Annotated in this window: 17 protein-coding genes; 10 read left to right on the top strand and 7 right to left on the bottom strand. The window is 69.2% G+C overall.

The genetic code is table 11. The features are described 5' to 3' along the window. The first annotated feature begins 16 nt into the window (after nucleotides 1-16). From ftsY to ACZ6O0_RS27080, 3 genes are read left to right on the top strand one after another with little or no spacing between them, the layout of a single operon-like run. Nucleotides 17-1216, top strand: a complete 1200-nt coding sequence (gene ftsY / locus ACZ6O0_RS27090) for a signal recognition particle-docking protein FtsY (protein WP_465767796.1) — start codon at nucleotides 17-19, stop codon at nucleotides 1214-1216. A 59-nt stretch (nucleotides 1217-1275) separates the two neighbouring features. Then, on the top strand, nucleotides 1276-1683 hold the full coding sequence (locus ACZ6O0_RS27085) for a YciI family protein (protein WP_465767795.1): 408 nt from the start codon (nucleotides 1276-1278) through the stop codon (nucleotides 1681-1683). Then, the gene (locus ACZ6O0_RS27080; RefSeq protein WP_465767794.1) at nucleotides 1661-2875 is read left to right on the top strand and encodes an RNA polymerase sigma factor; all 1215 of its coding nucleotides are present in this window, start codon (nucleotides 1661-1663) and stop codon (nucleotides 2873-2875) included. Before ACZ6O0_RS27085 ends, ACZ6O0_RS27080 begins: the two co-directional genes overlap by 23 nt. Here ACZ6O0_RS27080 and ACZ6O0_RS27075 read toward each other — a convergent pair whose 3' ends face one another. Then, nucleotides 2876-3835: an asparaginase gene (locus ACZ6O0_RS27075; protein WP_465767793.1), complete on the bottom strand. Its 960-nt coding sequence runs from the start codon at nucleotides 3833-3835 to the stop codon at nucleotides 2876-2878. A 55-nt stretch (nucleotides 3836-3890) separates the two neighbouring features. Beyond that, nucleotides 3891-4466: a helix-turn-helix domain-containing protein gene (locus ACZ6O0_RS27070; RefSeq protein ID WP_465767792.1), complete on the bottom strand. Its 576-nt coding sequence runs from the start codon at nucleotides 4464-4466 to the stop codon at nucleotides 3891-3893. A 76-nt stretch (nucleotides 4467-4542) separates the two neighbouring features. On the opposite strand from ACZ6O0_RS27070, the gene ACZ6O0_RS27065 reads away from it, so the two are divergent. From ACZ6O0_RS27065 to ACZ6O0_RS27055, 3 genes are read left to right on the top strand one after another with little or no spacing between them, the layout of a single operon-like run. Further along, complete coding sequence (locus ACZ6O0_RS27065; RefSeq protein WP_465767791.1) at nucleotides 4543-5490, top strand: NAD(P)/FAD-dependent oxidoreductase; 948 nt, start codon at nucleotides 4543-4545, stop codon at nucleotides 5488-5490. Nucleotides 5491-5516: 26 nt separating this feature from the next. Further along, nucleotides 5517-5975: an RNA polymerase sigma factor gene (locus ACZ6O0_RS27060; protein ID WP_465767790.1), complete on the top strand. Its 459-nt coding sequence runs from the start codon at nucleotides 5517-5519 to the stop codon at nucleotides 5973-5975. Then, nucleotides 5972-7222: a hypothetical protein gene (locus ACZ6O0_RS27055; protein WP_465767789.1), complete on the top strand. Its 1251-nt coding sequence runs from the start codon at nucleotides 5972-5974 to the stop codon at nucleotides 7220-7222. Before ACZ6O0_RS27060 ends, ACZ6O0_RS27055 begins: the two co-directional genes overlap by 4 nt. Here ACZ6O0_RS27055 and ACZ6O0_RS27050 read toward each other — a convergent pair. Beyond that, nucleotides 7151-7822: a TetR/AcrR family transcriptional regulator gene (locus ACZ6O0_RS27050; RefSeq protein ID WP_465767788.1), complete on the bottom strand. Its 672-nt coding sequence runs from the start codon at nucleotides 7820-7822 to the stop codon at nucleotides 7151-7153. The two genes, ACZ6O0_RS27055 and ACZ6O0_RS27050, sit on opposite strands and share 72 nt — an antisense overlap. A 304-nt stretch (nucleotides 7823-8126) precedes the next feature. Between ACZ6O0_RS27050 and ACZ6O0_RS27045 the strand changes: the two genes are divergently transcribed. Genes ACZ6O0_RS27045 through ACZ6O0_RS27030 form a run of 4 tightly spaced genes read left to right on the top strand, consistent with a single transcriptional unit; the run spans nucleotide 8127 to nucleotide 13139 of the window. Then, a complete protein-coding gene (locus ACZ6O0_RS27045; protein ID WP_465767787.1) occupies nucleotides 8127-9476 on the top strand; it encodes an ammonium transporter in 1350 nt (449 codons plus the stop codon). Beyond that, on the top strand, nucleotides 9473-9811 hold the full coding sequence (locus tag ACZ6O0_RS27040) for a P-II family nitrogen regulator (RefSeq protein ID WP_360365058.1): 339 nt from the start codon (nucleotides 9473-9475) through the stop codon (nucleotides 9809-9811). Before ACZ6O0_RS27045 ends, ACZ6O0_RS27040 begins: the two co-directional genes overlap by 4 nt. Beyond that, entirely contained in the window at nucleotides 9812-12076 is a 2265-nt protein-coding gene (locus tag ACZ6O0_RS27035) for a [protein-PII] uridylyltransferase (RefSeq protein ID WP_465767786.1), read from the top strand. It begins immediately after the preceding gene. A gap of 10 nt (nucleotides 12077-12086) precedes the next feature. Beyond that, on the top strand, nucleotides 12087-13139 hold the full coding sequence (locus ACZ6O0_RS27030; RefSeq protein ID WP_465767785.1) for a DUF2332 domain-containing protein: 1053 nt from the start codon (nucleotides 12087-12089) through the stop codon (nucleotides 13137-13139). 2 nt (nucleotides 13140-13141) lie between these two features. Here ACZ6O0_RS27030 and ACZ6O0_RS27025 read toward each other — a convergent pair whose 3' ends face one another. The 4 genes from ACZ6O0_RS27025 to ACZ6O0_RS27010 all read right to left on the bottom strand — a co-directional run bounded on the left by ACZ6O0_RS27025 (nucleotide 13142) and on the right by ACZ6O0_RS27010 (nucleotide 16473). After that, entirely contained in the window at nucleotides 13142-13876 is a 735-nt protein-coding gene (locus ACZ6O0_RS27025) for an arginase family protein (RefSeq protein WP_465767784.1), read from the bottom strand. A gap of 214 nt (nucleotides 13877-14090) precedes the next feature. Further along, nucleotides 14091-15137, bottom strand: coding sequence for a hypothetical protein (locus ACZ6O0_RS27020; RefSeq protein ID WP_465767783.1), 1047 nt, complete (start codon nucleotides 15135-15137; stop codon nucleotides 14091-14093). 4 nt (nucleotides 15138-15141) lie between these two features. Further along, nucleotides 15142-15405: a hypothetical protein gene (locus tag ACZ6O0_RS27015; protein WP_465767782.1), complete on the bottom strand. Its 264-nt coding sequence runs from the start codon at nucleotides 15403-15405 to the stop codon at nucleotides 15142-15144. Between the two features lie 57 nt (nucleotides 15406-15462). Beyond that, nucleotides 15463-16473, bottom strand: a complete 1011-nt coding sequence (locus ACZ6O0_RS27010) for a hypothetical protein (RefSeq protein WP_465767781.1) — start codon at nucleotides 16471-16473, stop codon at nucleotides 15463-15465. Between the last annotated feature and the right edge of the window lie 2 nt (nucleotides 16474-16475).

Genomic DNA, 16475 nt, shown 5'->3' with positions numbered 1-16475 from the left:
GTCAAGATGGGGAACCGTGTTGACTCCACAGCTCGTCGCGCTGCTCACCGACCAAGCCCTGATCGCCATCATCGTGGTGATCGCCGTAGTGCTGGGCGCCGGTATCACCGGACTCGTCGTCACCCAGCGGCGGAAGTCCGAGCTCCCGCGGGCCGCCGAGCCCGCGTCGCTGGACACCGCCTCGAAGACTGCGGAGCCGACGGTCGGTGAGGACGCGGAGGAGCCGCGGGACACGCCGACCCGGACGCTGGAGGACACCGAGCTTCCGGACTCCTCCGTCGCGACCATCGAGAAGCCGGAGTCCGCGCAGGGCCGGCTGGTCCGGCTGCGCGCGCGGCTGGCGCGGTCGCAGGGCTCGCTCGGCAAGGGGCTGCTCGCACTGCTGTCCCGGGACAAGCTGGACGAGGAGGCGTGGGAGGACATCGAGACCACGCTGATCACCGCGGACGTCGGCGTGGCACCGACGCAGGAGCTGGTCGAGAAGCTGCGGACCCGGATGCGGGTCGAGGGCGTGAGCGGTGAACAGGCCCGGGAGATCCTCCGCGAGGAGCTGATCGCGCTGGTCAACCCGTCGCTGGACCGGACGCTCAAGGTGAGCCGCAAGGAGGCCCAGCCGGCCGTCGTCCTGGTCGTGGGCGTGAACGGCACCGGTAAGACGACCACGGTCGGCAAGCTGGCGCGCGTCCTGGTCGCCGAGGACAAGCACGTCGTGCTCGGTGCGGCGGACACTTTCCGGGCCGCCGCCGCCGACCAGCTGCAGACGTGGGGTGAGCGGGTCGGGGTGCGGACCGTGCGTGGCCCCGAGGGCGGCGACCCGGCCAGCATCGCGTTCGACTCGGTCAAGCAGGGCATCGAGGAGGAGGCGGACGTCGTCCTGGTCGACACCGCCGGCCGTCTGCACACCAAGACCGGCCTGATGGACGAGCTCGGCAAGGTGAAGCGGGTGATCGAGAAGTCCGCCGAGGTGGACGAGGTGTTGCTCGTCATCGACGCCACCACCGGTCAGAACGGCCTCACCCAGGCCCGGGTGTTCTCCGAGGTCATCAACGTCACCGGTCTGGTCCTCACCAAGCTCGACGGTACGGCGAAGGGCGGCATCGTGATCGCGGTGCAGCGTGAGCTCGGCGTACCGGTCAAGCTGGTCGGTCTGGGCGAGGGACCCGACGATCTGGCACCGTTCGACCCGGAGCAGTTCGTCGACGCCCTGCTGGACTGATGTCGAGAACGCGACGGCGGCTCCGTCTCCTGGGTACAGGCCTATGAGGAGGACATGAGATGACCAAGTTCATGCTGCTGATGACCATGGACGGCGGTAACTGCGACATCCCGATGCTGGAGTGGGACGAGGCCGACATGAAGGCCCACATGCAGCACCTCGGGGACTCCATCGAGCGGCTGCGGCAGAGTGGCGAGCTGGTCGAGGTGAACGCGCTGACCTGGCCCAAGCACGCCAAGGTGGTGCGCGCGACCGGTGTGAGCGCGCCGGTCCTGACCGACGGCCCGTACGCGGAGTCCAAGGAAGTCCTGGCCGGCTACACGATGGTCGACGTCGAGTCGGAGGAGCGGGCGCTGGAGATCGCGGCGGAGCAGTCCGCCGCCCCCGGCCCCGGTGGTGTCCCGCTCGAGCAGCCGATCGAGGTCCGCCGGGTCATGGATTCGGATGGCGACCTCCACGACTTCTGACGGTGCTCACGACCGGGCACTCGAGGACCTGCTGCGGGAACTGACGCCGCGGGTCCTCGGTGCCGTCGTCCGCTGGTCCGGAGACTTCTCGGCCGCGGAGGACGCCGTCCAGGAAGCGTTGCTGGCCGCGGCGACGACGTGGCCGCGGAACGGTACGCCGGACAACCCGAAGGCCTGGCTCATCCAGGCGGCGTCGCGGCGGCTGATCGACGAGGTCCGGCAGGAGCAGGCCCGGCGGCGGCGCGAGGAACGCGCGGCGCTGCGGGACCTGCCACCGGAGGACGTCGAGGAACGCGACGACACGCTGCAACTGCTGTTCATGTCGTGCCACCCGGTGCTCACCCCGGCGTCGGCGATCGCGCTGACGCTGCGCGCGGTCGGTGGACTGACCACCGCCGAGATCGCCACGGCGTACCTGGTGCCTGAGGCAACGATGGCGCAGCGGATCAGCCGGGCCAAGCAGAAACTCAAGGGTGCGGTCTTCGAGCTCGACGCGAGCGAGGAACGGCTGCGCAACGTGCTCCACGTGCTCTATCTGATGTTCAACGAGGGCTACGTCAGCACCAGCGGCCCGGAGCTGCACCGCAGCGACCTGTCGAGTGAAGCGATTCGTCTGACGCGTTCTGTGCACGCACTCCTGCCGGAAGACGGTCAAGTGACCGGTCTGCTCGCACTGATGCTGCTCAACGACGCCCGCCGGCTCGCACGCACCGGCAGCGCCGGGGAGCTCATCCCGCTCGCGGAGCAGGACCGCACGCTGTGGAACAAGGACTACATCACCGAAGGCGTCGCGCTCGCGGTCGAAGCGTTCAGTACGCCGCCACTCGGTGAGTACCAGCTCCAGGCCGCGATCGCCGCACTGTACGACGAGGTGGACCGGGCGGAGGACACCGACTGGCCGCAGATCCTCGCACTCTACGGACTGCTCGAGGACCTGTCCGGCAACCCGATGGTCAAGCTCAACCGCGCCATCGCCGCCGCCATGGTGGAAGGCCCGGACGCCGGACTGAAGCTCCTCGAACCACTCGACGAGGAGCTGGCGGGCCACTACCGGCTGGACGCCACCCGCGGGCACCTCTACGAGATGCTCGGCGACAACGAGGCCGCGGCCCACCACTTCCGCGAAGCGGCCCGGCGGACGACGAGCCTGCCGGAGCGCGACTACCTCTTCCGGAAGGCAGCCGCGCAGTGATCAGTGGTACTGGGCGAACGCCGCGGTGATGTCGTCGTCCGTTGCCAAGAGCAACCGAAGCAGCACCCTGGCCTTGTACGGGTCAAGAAATCCACCGTCGATCAGACCGCGCTGCAGCAGGTCCGACTCCGACCCCACCGACCGATAGGTGTTCCGTACGATCGACCCGGCGCCGGTCCGCGAGGTCAGGACCACCGGCATCTTCGCGGCCAGCTCTCCCAGCACCGGCGCCAGTGCGGCCGGCACATGCCCGACTCCGAAGCCTGCCACCACCAGACCCTGGTGAGTGTCCGCCAAACCCTGCAACAACAGGCCGTCGTCGTCCATGGTGACGGTGTAGAGCGCCACCCGCGTCGCATCGAGCTCTGCCGGCTCAGCACTTCCCTGGACGCCGTCAAGCCGCATCGGCCGCGTCAGGACGCGAACCCGGTCTTCGACCACGTGACCGATCGGGCCGGTGTTGGGTGACACGAAAGTCGCCGTACTCGTGCTGTGCGTCTTGCGCACCCAGCGGGCCGCGTGGATCTCGTCCTTGAAGACGACCAGTGCGCCGAGATCGCGGGCCGCGGGGGAGCAGGCGACGCGCAGGGCCGCCAGGAGGTTCGCCGGGCCGTCAGGACCGGCCAGTGTGGGGTTGCGCATCGCACCGGTGAGCACGAACGGCTGCGGGTGCGGCCAGACCTGATCGACCAGGAACGCAGTCTCTTCCAGGGTGTCGGTGCCTTGAGTGACCGCTACGCCGGCCGCACCGGCGGCCACCGCCTTCGAGGCGGCGTCGACGACCTCCAGCATCTTCGCGGCGGTCAGGTTGGAGCTGGGCACTGCTTCGATGTCCTGGATCTCGACCGGCCGGCCCAGCTCGGAGAGCCCGGGCACAGCGGCGGCGAGGTCCTCGCCGGTCAGCCGGTGGCCACCCGCCATGGCGATGGTGCCGCCCAAGGTGAACAACGCGATGCTCACTACCGGTTCCTCCTCAGTCACACGGACCGCCTGACAGACGGCCGCAGCCTACTGGCTACCGGGTGCGCGCCCGGACGTGCATGCGTTCACCCTGCGGCCCGTACAGGCACAGCACCTCGGTCGCTCCCGGCCCGGGGTTCCCGAACCAGTGCGGCACCCGGGTGTCGAACTCGGCCACCTCGCCCTCCTTCAGGATGAAGTCCTGGTCGCCGAGCTTCAGCCGGACCTGTCCGGACAGCACATAGATCCAGTCGTACCCCTCGTGCGTCTTCTGCTCCACGTCGCGGCCGGGGTACCCCTCCGGGAGGATCTGCTTGAACGCCTGCAACCCGCCCGGACGCCTGGTCAGCGGGATGTGCACGGTGCCGTGGTGCCTGATCGGCTTCGCGTAGATCCGCGGGTCGCCGGTCGGCGGGGCGTCCACCAGCTCGTCCAGCTGCACCTGATGCGCTCGGGCCAGCGGCAGCAAGAGCTCGAGCGTCGGCCGGCGCTGACCCGACTCCAGCCGCGACAGCGTGCTCACCGAGATACCGGTCGACTCGGACAGCTGGGCCAGCGTCGTCCCGCGCTCGACCCGCAGCGTGCGCAACCGCGGCCCGACCGCTTCGAGTACGTCGTCGAAAGAGTCCATGTTGCCATTGTGGCAAACAGGTTTGTCGAAAACGAGAATCATGACGAATCCTCGAAGCAACAGAGAGGAGCCGGAGATGACGAAGTACGACGTGATCGTGGTCGGTGGAGGCGCCGCCGGGCTGAGTGGTGCGGTGGCGCTGGCCCGGTCGCGCCGCTCGGTGCTGGTGGTGGACGACGCCACGCCGCGCAATGCGCCCGCGGAGGGCGTCCACAACTACCTGTCCCGCGACGGTGTGCCACCGGGCGAGCTGTACGCGCTCGGCCGCCAGGAGGTCGCCGGGTACGGCGGTGAGATCGTCACTGGCACCGTGACCACGGCCCGGCGTGACTCCGACGGCTTCACGGTCGGGCTCGCGGACGGTACGGCGTACCAGGGCCGGCGGCTGCTCGTGACGACCGGGCTGGCCGACGTGCTGCCCGACGTACCCGGACTGGCCGAGCGGTGGGGGAAGGACGTGTTGCACTGCCCGTACTGCCACGGCTGGGAGGTGCGGGACCAGGCGATCGGCGTACTGGCGACCAGTCCGATGGGACTGCATCAGGTGCAGCTGTTCCGGCAGCTGAGTGACGACGTCACGCTGTTCCTGCACACCGCGCCGGAGCTGACCGATGAGCAGTGGGAGGAGCTGGCTGCGCGCGGAATCTCCGTGGTCCAAGGAAAGGTCGAGCAGATCGAGGTGGAGAACGACAAGCTCACCGGAGTCCGGCTCGAAGGCGGCAAGGTCATCCCGAGGCAGGCGCTGGCAGTCCAGACGACCATGCGCGCCCGGGCCGGCTTCCTGGCCGAGCTGGGTCTGGAGACGGTCGTCCGGGAGGCCAACGGCATCGTGATCGGCACTGTTGTCCCGGTCGACGCGCGGGGCGCGACCGAGGTGCCGGGTGTCTTCGCGGCCGGCAATGTTACCGATCCGATGGCCCAGGTGATGTCGTCCGCGGCCGCCGGGCTGATGACGGGCGCCGGTATCAACTTCGACCTGATCACCGAAGAGACGCGATTGGCGGTAGCAGCGCGGAGTAGTTGAGGAGTTGAATAGAGGCGGGAGGGTGGATGCGCGACACGGTCGACCCGGACTTCGCCTCGTATGTCGATGCGCGGCAGGGCAGATGGCTCCGGACGGCGTACCTCGTGTACGGCGACCTCGAGCGAGCCGAGGAGGCGCTGTTGCGCGCCTTCACCCGGCTGTCACTGCGCTGGACGAAGGTGGACGATCCGGACGCTTTCGTCCAGCGGGCGCTCTACCAGCCCGTGCTGAAGCCATGGAACCGGGCGAAGGCGTTCCCGGACGAGGACGACCCGGTGAAGCTCGCGCTCGGTGAGCTGACCCCCGCCCAGCGCACGGTGTTCGTGCTGCTGCATCTGGAGGAGCTCACCGAATTCGAGGTGGCCGACATCCTGAGCCTGTCGCACCAGGCGGTGCACGGGCACGGGATGACCGCCTTCAGCCGGTTCCGGTCCGCGCTCGGCGTGGGGGACTGGCGGGACGCCGGCACCGGAGACTCACGGTGAGGCGGGAGGACGTCGGGCCGCTGCTCCAGCGGGCGGCCGACCGGCTCCCCGAGCCGGACCTGGCCGACGCGGCCTGGGACGAGGGAATCGCCACCCGGAAACGGCGGCGCCGCAGTGTCCTGGTCGGCCTGCTCGTCGTGGTCCTCATCGCGATCATCGCCGCGATCGGAGTCGGAGCCGGCTCCGGCGACAACGCCGACTTCGTCCCGCCGACCACTCCGCCCAGCGAGGCCGACAACCTCGTACCGGAGGGACAGATCGCCGGGATCGACTACTGGACGGCACCGCCGTCCGGCAGCGAGCGCTTCCTCGACCGGCTCGAGACCCCGCTCGGCGATCGCCTGCAGTTGCCGGACAAGGTGCGCTCGCTCTCCGACCAGCCGATCGAGCAGATCGCGGCTGTCGTGCTGGCCAGGCGCAGCGGCAGCTACCAGCCGCTCCTGCTCGGTTCCGATTCCAAGTGGTCGGCGGCGGACGTGGGACTGGTCGGGATCGCGACCGGCGCCCCGCTGAGTCCTGGAGCCGTGTCTCCCGACGGCCGGCTGGCGGCGTTCCCGCAGCCGGGCGAGCTGGTGACCGTCGACGCGTCGACGGCCGAGGTCACGCACTACGACGTACCCAGCGAAGACCTCCGGAGTGTGTCGTGGCTGGACGATGCCCAGCGTGTTCTCGTCAGTGGACCCGGTGTGGCCTACCGCGTGCTCGTGGGGGAAGGCGGCTTCGGCGAGGGACCGCTGGTGAAGATCAGCGGCGACGGCGACCCCGATGCGATCACCGCGCCCTTCCGGCTGGAGGCCGGGCGGGTGATGCGCTACCTGACCAGCGGGCAGTGGATGGAGGACGGTGTGCTCGCGCTGCCGGTCCGGCGATGGGTGGGCCAGACCTTCTCATCGGAGAGCATGGCTGCCCGGCTCTTCATCTCCGACGACCTTCCCCAAGTGCCGACGAGGGTCTCTCAGCCACAGGTCGTGGCGGCGATCTCCACCGCGCCCACGACGCCCAGCCGCCTGCTGGTGCTGGGCGAGCCCGGCGTCCTCGCTCCACAGTCGACCCAAGTCAGTCCGTTCGACCGGGTCACTGTCCGGGAGCCGGGCTGCTGCTCGGTGCTGGGCTGGTACGACGACGACACCCCGCTGCTGCAGGTCCGAGGCTGGGTCTTGGCCTGGGACCTGTCCTCAGGCAGGGTGCGGCGAGTCACCGAACTCGCTGTGGACGGTCTGGCTGTCGGACCAGGCATCCGGAGCTGAACCGTCCTTCATGATGCACCGCAGGGTCACCTCGACCAGGCGGTCCGCCTCCTCCGGCACCGGCATCGGCTGGCCGGTCAGCGCGCGGATGATGAACACTCCGGCGAGCCACTCGACCATCAGGACCGGGTCCGCCGTACTCCGGATCGGTTCGCCCCGGGCGACGGCGCGCTCGAGGGCGTTCCTGGTGAGCGCGATCCGGCGCTCCAGGAAGGTGCGGTAGATCGCGGCGGACCGGGGGTCCCGGTTCGCCTCGGACACGGCCAGACGGATCAGTGCCAGCCCTCTCTCGCTGTTCACGAAGTCCAGCGCGTAGCGGTACACGTGGCGCAGGTCCTCGGCGATCGATCCGGTGTCGGCATCGGGGATCTCCAGGTCGAACAGCTGTGCCATCGCGTCGTTGGCGAGTTGTTCCTTGCTCGCCCAACGGCGGTAGATCGTCGCTTTGCCGACTCCCGCGGCCTCGGCGACGTCGTCCACCGTCATCCCGTCGAACCCGCGCTCCAGCAGCAGTTGTACGGCGTACTGACGGATCCGCGGTTCTGCGTCGGGGTCTCGTGGTCTCCCCCGGCGCGGCCTCACAGTCTGATTGGTCTCCATTTCTCGTCCCAGTCTCGGACGGGTGCAGTGGCGCGGCTGCTTCCCCGTGTGGTCCAGGCCAGAGTGCCACACCTTGGCCGGATGCGCCCTGACCGTGTCCGGACCGTGCCCTGGCGTGCCCGACCGGGGCGATGTCACCTCGATGTCACCTGGGAGCCCGCTTTGTCACATGCCTGAAACAAACGGACCGATCGGCTGAAACGGCGCGCCGACACCGTTTGCGGTGTGGCCGAGTGCGGGCTCCCCGGCGTTGTGGAGTTCTCCCGACTGAGGACGCCGGCCACCCCCTGGATCGATGGAAGGGATGACGTTGATGGAGATCAACGCCGGCGATACCGCCTGGGTCTTGGCCAGTGCCGCCCTGGTGATGCTGATGACACCAGGCCTGGCTTTCTTCTACGGCGGCATGGTGCGCATGAAGAGCGTGCTGAACATGATGATGATGAGTTTCATCACCATCGCCGTCGTCACCATTTTGTGGGTACTGGTCGGTTTCTCGCTCACGTTCACCGGTGACACCGGGCACGTGATCGGTAACTTCTCCGAGGTCGGCCTGAAGGGCCTGATCTCGCCGGACGCGGTCAGTGGGACGCTTCCGACGCTCGCTTTCGTCGCCTTCCAGCTGATGTTCGCGATCATCACGCCGGCGCTGATCTCGGGTGCGATCGCCGACCGCGCCAGCTTCCGCGGCTGGATCGCGTTCGTCGTCGGCTGGACGTGCCTGGTGTACTTCCCGGTCGCGCACTCGGTCTGGTTCCTGGATGACGGCAACGGCGGCTGGATCGGCGACAAACTGGGGGCGGTCGACTTCGCCGGCGGTACGGCGGTGCACGTGAACGCCGGTGCCGCGGCGCTCGCGCTGGCGATCGTGCTCGGCAAGCGGATCGGCTGGCGGAAGGACCCGATGCGGCCGCACAGCCTGCCGCTGGTCATCCTCGGCGCCGGTCTGCTGTGGTTCGGCTGGTTCGGGTTCAACGCGGGCTCCGCGCTGAGCGCCGGCACCACCGCCGCGGTCACCTTCGTGAACACCCAGGTCGCCACCGCCGCCGCGGTGATCGGCTGGCTGATCGTCGAGCGGATCCGGCACGGCAAGGCCACCACGCTCGGCATGGCGTCCGGCGCGATCGCCGGTCTGGTCGCGATCACCCCGTCCTGTGGCGCGGTCACCCCGGTCGGTGCGATCATCCTCGGCCTGTTCGCCGGTGCGATCTGCGCCTTCGCGGTGTCGCTGAAGTACAAGCTCGGCTTCGACGACTCCCTCGACGTGGTCGGCGTGCACCTGGTCGGCGGTCTGTTCGGCTCGCTGGCGATCGGCTTCCTCGGGACGGCGGCAGCCCCGTCGGCGGTCAACGGCCTGTTCTACGGCGGCGGTGTCTCGCAGCTGGGCAAGCAGGCGCTGGCCAACCTGGTGGTCGCCGTGTACTCCTTCACGGTGGCGTTCATCCTGGGCAAGGTGATCGACAAGACGATCGGCTTCCGGGTCAAGGAGGACGACGAGGTCACCGGTGTCGACCAGGTCGAGCACGCGGAGACGGCGTACGACTTCCTGGGCGCCTCGGGTTTGCGTGGGCACACCCCGCTGGCCAGGCCGAGTACCGCTGAGACCGAGAATGGGACCACCGAGACGTCCGAGAAGGAAGGTGCGAACGCATGAAGCTGATCACCGCGGTGGTCAAGCCGCACAAGCTGGAGGACGTCCGGGCCGCCCTGGAGACGTTCGGCGTCACCGGGATGACGGTCACCGAGGCGAGCGGCTACGGCCGGCAGAAGGGCCACACCGAGGTCTACCGCGGCGCCGAGTACGAGGTGGACCTGGTCCCGAAGGTCCGGCTCGAGGTGGTCGTCGAGGACGGCGACAGCACGGACGTGGTGGACGTCATCGTCAAGGCCGCGCAGACCGGCAAGATCGGTGACGGCAAGGTCTGGGTCACGCCGGTGGAGACGATCGTGCGGGTGCGCACCGGCGAGCTGGACGGAGACGCGCTCTAGATGGTCGATCGGGCAGCACAGCGGCGCGCCCGGGCCGAGGAGGCCGACGCGCTGCTGTACCTGCTCCTCTCCAAAGCCTGTGACGCCCTCGGTGTACCCACCGAGGGCGTCGCGCTGGTCGCGGTCGGCGGCTACGGCCGGGAGGAGCTGTCGCCGTACAGCGATCTCGACGTGATGCTCGTGCACGTCGAGGGGTACCCACGGGTGGACGAGCTGGCCGCACAGATCTGGTATCCGCTGTGGGACTCGCGGACCAAGCTGGACCACAGTGTCCGGACCATCGCGGAGGCCCGGCAGGCGGCCGCCGACGACGTCCGGGTCGCACTCGGTCTGCTGGACGCACGGCACGTCGCGGGGGACTCACATCTCACCCTGCAGCTGCGGTCCGTGCTGATGGCGGACTGGCGACGTACGGCGCGCTCCCGGCTGCCCGGGTTGGCGGAAGCCTGCCGGGACCGGGCTTCGACGGTCGGTGAGCTCGCACACCTCGCCGAGCCCGACCTCAAGGAGGCGTACGGCGGTCTGCGGGATGCCGTCGTACTGCGGGCTTTGGTGGCCTCGTGGTTGATCGACGTACCGCATCCGGTGGTGGAGCGGGCGCGACTGGACCTGCTGAACATCCGGGACGAGCTGCACACGGTCGCGGGCCGCTCGACCGACAGACTGGTCGCCGACCTGGCCGGTGAGGTCGCGTCCGGGCTCGGTCTGTCCGGGCGGGACGAGCTGCTGCGACACGTGTACTCGACCGGCCGCACGCTCGCGCATGTGTGCGATGTGTCGTGGCGGCGGGTCGAGAGCCTGATGACCAAGCCACCGCGGTCCAGGCGCCGGCAGCGGACCGGTGGACCGTTGCTGCTGGCACTCGACGACGGAGTCGGCCAGCACGAGGGCGAGGTCGTGCTGATGCCGGATGCGCGGCCGGAGCGCGACGCCGTACTGGGTCTGCGGGCTGCTGCGGTCGCGGCCGATCGCGAGCTCGTTCTGTCGCCCGCGGTGTGTGGGCGGCTGGCTTCGTCGGCTGCTGACTTGTCTGAGCCCTGGCAGGGGGAGGCGCGGCGGTTGCTGTGCGCTCTGCTGGGTGCGGGCAACGGACTGCTCGAAGTGTGGGAGGCGTTGGACCAGGCCGGCTACATCTCGCGGATCCTGCCCGAGTGGGACACGGTGCGGTTCCGGCCGCCACAGTCGGCGGTCCACCGCTTCACAGTCGACCGGCATCTGCTGGAGACGTGTGTCGAGGCTTCGAAGATGGTGCGCGACGTACGGCGTCCTGACCTGCTGCTCGTCGCCGCACTCCTGCATGACCTGGGCAAGGCTGTCGACGGCGACCACAGTGTCACCGGTGCGGTCATCGCCGGGAGAGTGGCTCGGCGTCTCGGGTTCGTCGAAGCGGATGCGGACACGATCGCGCTGCTGGTCCGGCAGCACCTCATGCTCGCCCAGGTCGCGACGCGCCGGGATCTCGATGACCCGATGACGGTGGACCTCGTCGTCGGCATCGTCCGCGACACGGAGACGCTGGACCTCCTGGAGGCGCTCACGTACGCCGACGCGCGGTCGGCGGGTCCCGCGGCGTCGTCGCCGTGGCGGATGCGTCTGGTCGGGGAGCTGTGCCGGCGGGCGCGCGGCGAGCTGTCCGGGGGAGGGGAGGGGATGTGGACAGAGGCTCCGCCCATCCCCGTGCCCGTGTTGCATCAGGTGGTCGGAGTCGGGCGCCTTGGCCTGACGGTGACCGACCACCACGGTGATCTCCGGGTGAACGTCGCCGTACCGGACCAAGTGGGCACGCTGTCGACGGTTGCCGCCGTACTGGCGGTGGAGCGGCTCGCGGTGCGGTCTGCGGTCATCACCTCCGTAGAGGGGCTGGGGATCTCGCAGTGGACGGTGGCAGGCTCGCCGCCTGACCCGGTCCGGCTGCGTGACCGGCTCGCGGTCGCACTGCGAGATGACACCGACCTCGTACGCCGCTTGGCCGCGCGTGACTCGTCCGCTGTCAAGCAGCGGGTCGCCAGCCGGGTGGACCTGTTGCCCGAAGCATCGGAGACCGCGACTGTGCTGCAGGTGCGCGCGCACGACCGTCCGGGGCTGCTCTACGACGTCACTGCGGCCATCGCATCCACCGGCGCTGACATCCGCTCCGCACACGTCAGCACGCTGGGCGCCGAATGTGTGGACGTCTTCTACCTCACGGACCGCCATGGCTCTCCGCTCGAGGAGGAGGACGCGCGCACGACAGCAAAGTCGGTACTGGATCGATTGACCTTCTAGTCTCGGCACTGTGGATGTCGTAGCAGCCTTCCAGCGTCAAGCGACCGCCTGCGAGGACCTCGGGTCCCCGATGTACGCCGAACTGCTTCGGCTGCTCGTGGACGACTACGAGGTCGGAGGCTCGTCGGTCGAAGTGCTGGCCGGCTATGAGGATCGTTCGTTCGCTGACGCGATCGCACTGCGGCTGCTGGCTGCTGTGCACGGGCTGGTGCTGTCCGGTTCGGCGCCGGAGCTGGCGGCGTTCTACCCGAGCGCCGGCGGAGCGTGGGACCCCGTGCTCGGGTGGGAGGCGTTCGAGCAGGTGCTGCAGTCGCGGGCTGGCGAGATCCGCTCGCTGCTGACCCAGCCGCCCCAGACGAACGAGGTAGGCCGGGCCGCCTCGCTGTACGGCGGTCTCTTGCACCTGGTCGATGCGGTGCCGCTGCCGGTGCGGCTGTTCGAGATCGGTGCGAGCGGTGGGCTGAACCTGCGAGCTGATCGGTACCGGTACGTCGCCGACGGAACGTCGTACGGACCTCCGGACAGCCCGGTGGTGTTCGACCCGGCGTGGACCGGGCCGGTGCCGGCTGCGGAGCTGCGGATCGCGGAGCGGGTCGGGTGCGACATCGCGCCGGTGAACCCGTTGTCGGCGGAGGGTGCGCTCACGTTGACGTCGTACGTCTGGCCGGACATGCCAGAGCGGCTGGAGCGGTTGCGTGGTGCGCTGGCGATCGCACGGCAGGTGCCGGCCGACATCCGGCGGGAGGACGCGGTTTCGTTCCTGCACGGCCTGGAGCTGTCAGAGGGGCACGTCACCGTCGTGTGGCACTCGGTCATGTGGCAGTACCTGCGCCGAACCGACCGGGCAGCCGTGGAGGACCGGCTGAACGAGCTCGGTGCGCAGGCGACCGAGTCCAGCCCGTTGGCCCATCTCCGCCTCGAGCCGCACCACACGATCTCCCACGGTCGCGGGACGGACGGCTGGGAGTTCCGCGTCGATGTCCAGACCTGGCCGGGCGGCGACCTCCGGGTCCTCGGAAGTGCCAGCCCTCACGGCCAGGAGCTGGTCTGGGATCCCAGCTGAGTTCAGTTGAGTGACGCCACCAGTGTGTCGGTGAGCTCGGCCGCGTACACACCGTCGGGATCGAGATCGGGGTCGTAGATGCCGATGTCGATCCCGACGCACTTCTCCGCCGCCAGCAGGGGGTGGAGCAACGCCTGGAGCTGGGGGTGGTCGATGCCGCCGGGGTCGGGGCTGTCGACCGCGGGCATCACTTCGGCGTCGAGGATGTCGACGTCGAGGTGCACCCAGAATCCGTCGAGCGTTTTCAGGTGCTCGAGTACTTGCGCCGCCGCCCGGGCCGGATCGGTTGCGATCGTGCGCGCCGGCCACACCGGGATCCCGGCCTCCTCGACGTCCCCGACGTACTCGTCGTCGTCCCGGATCCCGAGCAGCGCCGCATCCGTGTCCCTCACGTAGGGGCCGAGCTGCTCGAGGTCGGTGAGATCCGCCTGTCCACGCCCGGTCACCAGCGCGAGCGCCTCGCCGCCCGCGGCTCCGACGTACGGCGAGTTGTCGACGGTCCGGAAGTCCGAATGCCCGTCGAGATACACGACGCCGTACCGCCCCCGCCGCTTCAACGCCAAGGCCGGCCCCAGCAGGTTGCTGCACTCCCCACCCAGCAACACCACGAACTTCCCCTCGTCCACCAGCCGCCCCACCCGATCCGCCACCTTCACCGAGTACGACGCCATCCCCACCGCGTTGAACACCCCGTCCCCCGGCTTCCACCCCGCCCGGTCATACCGAGGCGGCGTCACACACCCGCCATCCGAAGCCCCGATCCGCGCCAAGAACCCCAGATCCCGCACCGCCCCCGCCAACTTGTAACACCCCGGCACCGCCCCCTCCACCGGAGCCCGCAACCCCAAATTAGAAGGCCCATCCACCACCACCCGCACCTTCCCCACCACGCCTCCCTAACCGATACCTCGTCGATTACCGGTTAGATCCTCGCGGTCCATCCCGCTGCTGTCAACGACCGTGCCCGTCACCCACGCCCAGGCCCGGCCCACCCCCGCGCCGGTTCACCGATGCCCGACCGTCTCCCAGCTGCGGCCGAAAACCGACCGCTCCAGCCGCAGGTGCCGACGCGGACAGAATCCGCTGCGCGGCCTCGATATCGAGCCGCTCCGAACGATCGGGCCGGGTCACGGCCCGCTGCGCCTCTCCCTGGTCCGGAGCTGCTATCGCCGCAGTGGCGTTGGGTGCCTTCGCCGGAAACGGCACACCGGGCTCCTGCGTGTAGTGAACCCGGAGGTCGGCGATCGCCCCTTCCAGCCCTGCCATTGTCTTCGTGGCAGTCAGTTCACCGGCCTGCGGGCGGTTGTGTACGACGCTCCATTCCGGCATCGCCATCTGGTTGACAAGGTGCGCACGGGCGGCCTGCTGGTGCGTGGCATCGGCTGGCACGAGATCGGCGAGTTGGGTGCGGACGATGTGATCCGCAATCGTGTCCCAACGCATCACCACCGGCTGGTTGAGCGCAGAGGTCAGCAGACCCTGGCGCTCTGCGGGGGAGTAGGTGGCGCGCCGCAGGAGGACGTCGGCTGCGTGCACTGCACCGGCGTACTCCGGTGCAGGCTTTGGTACGCCGTCGTACCCAGCTCGGCGGGCGAATTCGTCGTACGCCTCGATGCTGGCGAGTTCGGTCAGGCCTTCGTCGAGTCCGATGCTCTGCATATCGCGCACGGCGTTCGGTTCGAGCACGGCGTCGAGGTCGACGCGCGCATGGAGTGATTCGTGGAGCACTGTGACGAGTGCCTGGCCCTGGACGGCGGGGTCGTTGCCGAGATCCCCGCCGGTCAAGTGGTCCAGGACCAATCGCCGATTCAACCGGAGAGCGCCGTCCCGGCCGAGGCCGCCCCACTTGTCGTCGTTGCGTGCGTAGAGCTCGCCGTTCCACAGCGACTTTCCGCCCGAGTGAAGCTCGTGCGCCAGCCGGTAGAGGCGCGCGACCTCTTGGTAGAGAGGTGTCGACGGATCGATCCGGACCATGCCCGGATCGACTTCGTCTGCCACGGGGTCAGCCGTCTGTCTTGCCGGCGACCGGAGGATCCGACCATGGCAGGCCCTCGGTCAGCGTCTCCTCGGTCTTCTCCAGCCCGCGGGTCAGGCCCCGGATGCTCGAACTGTCCGCACCGGCCCGATCCGCGATCTCCCAGATCCGTCGCCGCGCCTCGGCCAACGCGGCCACTCGTTCCTCGACCGACCCGCTCTCGAAGTCGGCCTCGTCGAGAAGCTGCAGAGCTTCGTCCATCTCGGCGGACCGCTCATCCTGCGCGTCCATCGCGCCACCCCGCCTTCCTGTCGCCAAGACCATATCCGTGCAGCCGGACCGACATGCCTAGCGCACCATGCCTTTCGTGCTGACCTGCGCGGCCGACCGGTCGATCCCCGCTCCGCGTGCCCCGTCGCCGAGCATCGGCTTGCGGTCCACCGCCTTGCTCGCCGGTGCGAGGCCACTCAGAAATCGGAGCTCGCCCGGCACGTCTTGTTGTGGCGTGAAGGAGCACCCTGGCGCAGCGGTTGCGAACGCGGTCTGCGGTGGAGTCGCCGGGAACGGCAGGAACGGCGTGCGCAGGTAGTGCCGCCGGATCTCGTCGACCTTCGCGTTCAGGGCTTGGCGGACTTGTTCGGCGACGTAGTGGCCGGTGGTGGCCCGTTCGTCGTGCAGACCCGGCCACAACTCGTGGGTCAGGGTTGGGATGAGGGCGGCGCGGGCGGCTTGCTGGTGATCGTCCTGGTGCGGGACCAGTTCCCACAGGCGGTTCTGGACGACGGCGTGAGCCAGCCGGTCGAAGTGCGCCACCGCCGGGCCTCGAGCGAGGTCGTTGACGATCGACACCCGGTCGCGACGAGGACCGGCGACCTGGCGCACCAAACTGGCGGTCGCCGTGTAGGCACCTTCGTACTGCGGTTGCGGCATCGAGAGACCGAAGTACCCCGCCTGCCGAGTGAACAGCCGGAAGTCCTCCACGGCCCGGAGCTCGGCGACTCCCTCCATCAGCCCGCGGGAGTGCTCCGACCGCACCGCGTTGGGTTCGGCCGGGTCATCGGTCTCGATGCTCGCGTGCGTCGTCTCATGGATGACAGTCGCCAGCGCCTGTGCCTGCTCGGCCAGTGCTTCGGGCATGGCGGCCCCGGTCAGATAGGGCAGAACGGCGCTGCCGGACAACCGCATCGTGCCGGTCTTCGGGCTGAAGCCGCCGTACGACAATTCGGCATCACTTGCGCACAGGACGCCGTTCCAGCGATCGACACCGGTCGGACGAAGGCTTCGCGCCAGTCGGTACAGCCGCGCGAACTCCAAGTAGGTGGCGGAGTCGCGGGGTACCAGCCTCTCTCCGCCACTCATGG

The sequence above is a fragment of the Kribbella sp. NPDC048837 genome, assembly GCF_055586945.1.
Note: the sequence above shows the minus strand (reverse complement) of the source record. Positions and strands in the feature narration are given on the sequence as shown.

What these genes read in the sequence shown, in the direction of transcription:
- ACZ6O0_RS27085 (WP_465767795.1), top strand. Translation starts at nt 1,276, where the DNA reads ATGACCAAGTTCATGCTGCTGATGACCATGGACGGCGGTAACTGCGAC.
- ACZ6O0_RS27060 (WP_465767790.1), top strand. Translation starts at nt 5,517, where the DNA reads ATGCGCGACACGGTCGACCCGGACTTCGCCTCGTATGTCGATGCGCGG.
- ACZ6O0_RS27045 (WP_465767787.1), top strand. Translation starts at nt 8,127, where the DNA reads ATGACGTTGATGGAGATCAACGCCGGCGATACCGCCTGGGTCTTGGCC.
- ACZ6O0_RS27080 (WP_465767794.1), top strand. Translation starts at nt 1,661, where the DNA reads ATGGCGACCTCCACGACTTCTGACGGTGCTCACGACCGGGCACTCGAG.
- ACZ6O0_RS27040 (WP_360365058.1), top strand. Translation starts at nt 9,473, where the DNA reads ATGAAGCTGATCACCGCGGTGGTCAAGCCGCACAAGCTGGAGGACGTC.
- ACZ6O0_RS27035 (WP_465767786.1), top strand. Translation starts at nt 9,812, where the DNA reads ATGGTCGATCGGGCAGCACAGCGGCGCGCCCGGGCCGAGGAGGCCGAC.
- ACZ6O0_RS27065 (WP_465767791.1), top strand. Translation starts at nt 4,543, where the DNA reads ATGACGAAGTACGACGTGATCGTGGTCGGTGGAGGCGCCGCCGGGCTG.
- ACZ6O0_RS27010 (WP_465767781.1), bottom strand. Translation starts at nt 16,473, where the DNA reads ATGAGTGGCGGAGAGAGGCTGGTACCCCGCGACTCCGCCACCTACTTG.
- ACZ6O0_RS27070 (WP_465767792.1), bottom strand. Translation starts at nt 4,466, where the DNA reads ATGGACTCTTTCGACGACGTACTCGAAGCGGTCGGGCCGCGGTTGCGC.
- ACZ6O0_RS27015 (WP_465767782.1), bottom strand. Translation starts at nt 15,405, where the DNA reads ATGGACGCGCAGGATGAGCGGTCCGCCGAGATGGACGAAGCTCTGCAG.
- ACZ6O0_RS27050 (WP_465767788.1), bottom strand. Translation starts at nt 7,822, where the DNA reads ATGGAGACCAATCAGACTGTGAGGCCGCGCCGGGGGAGACCACGAGAC.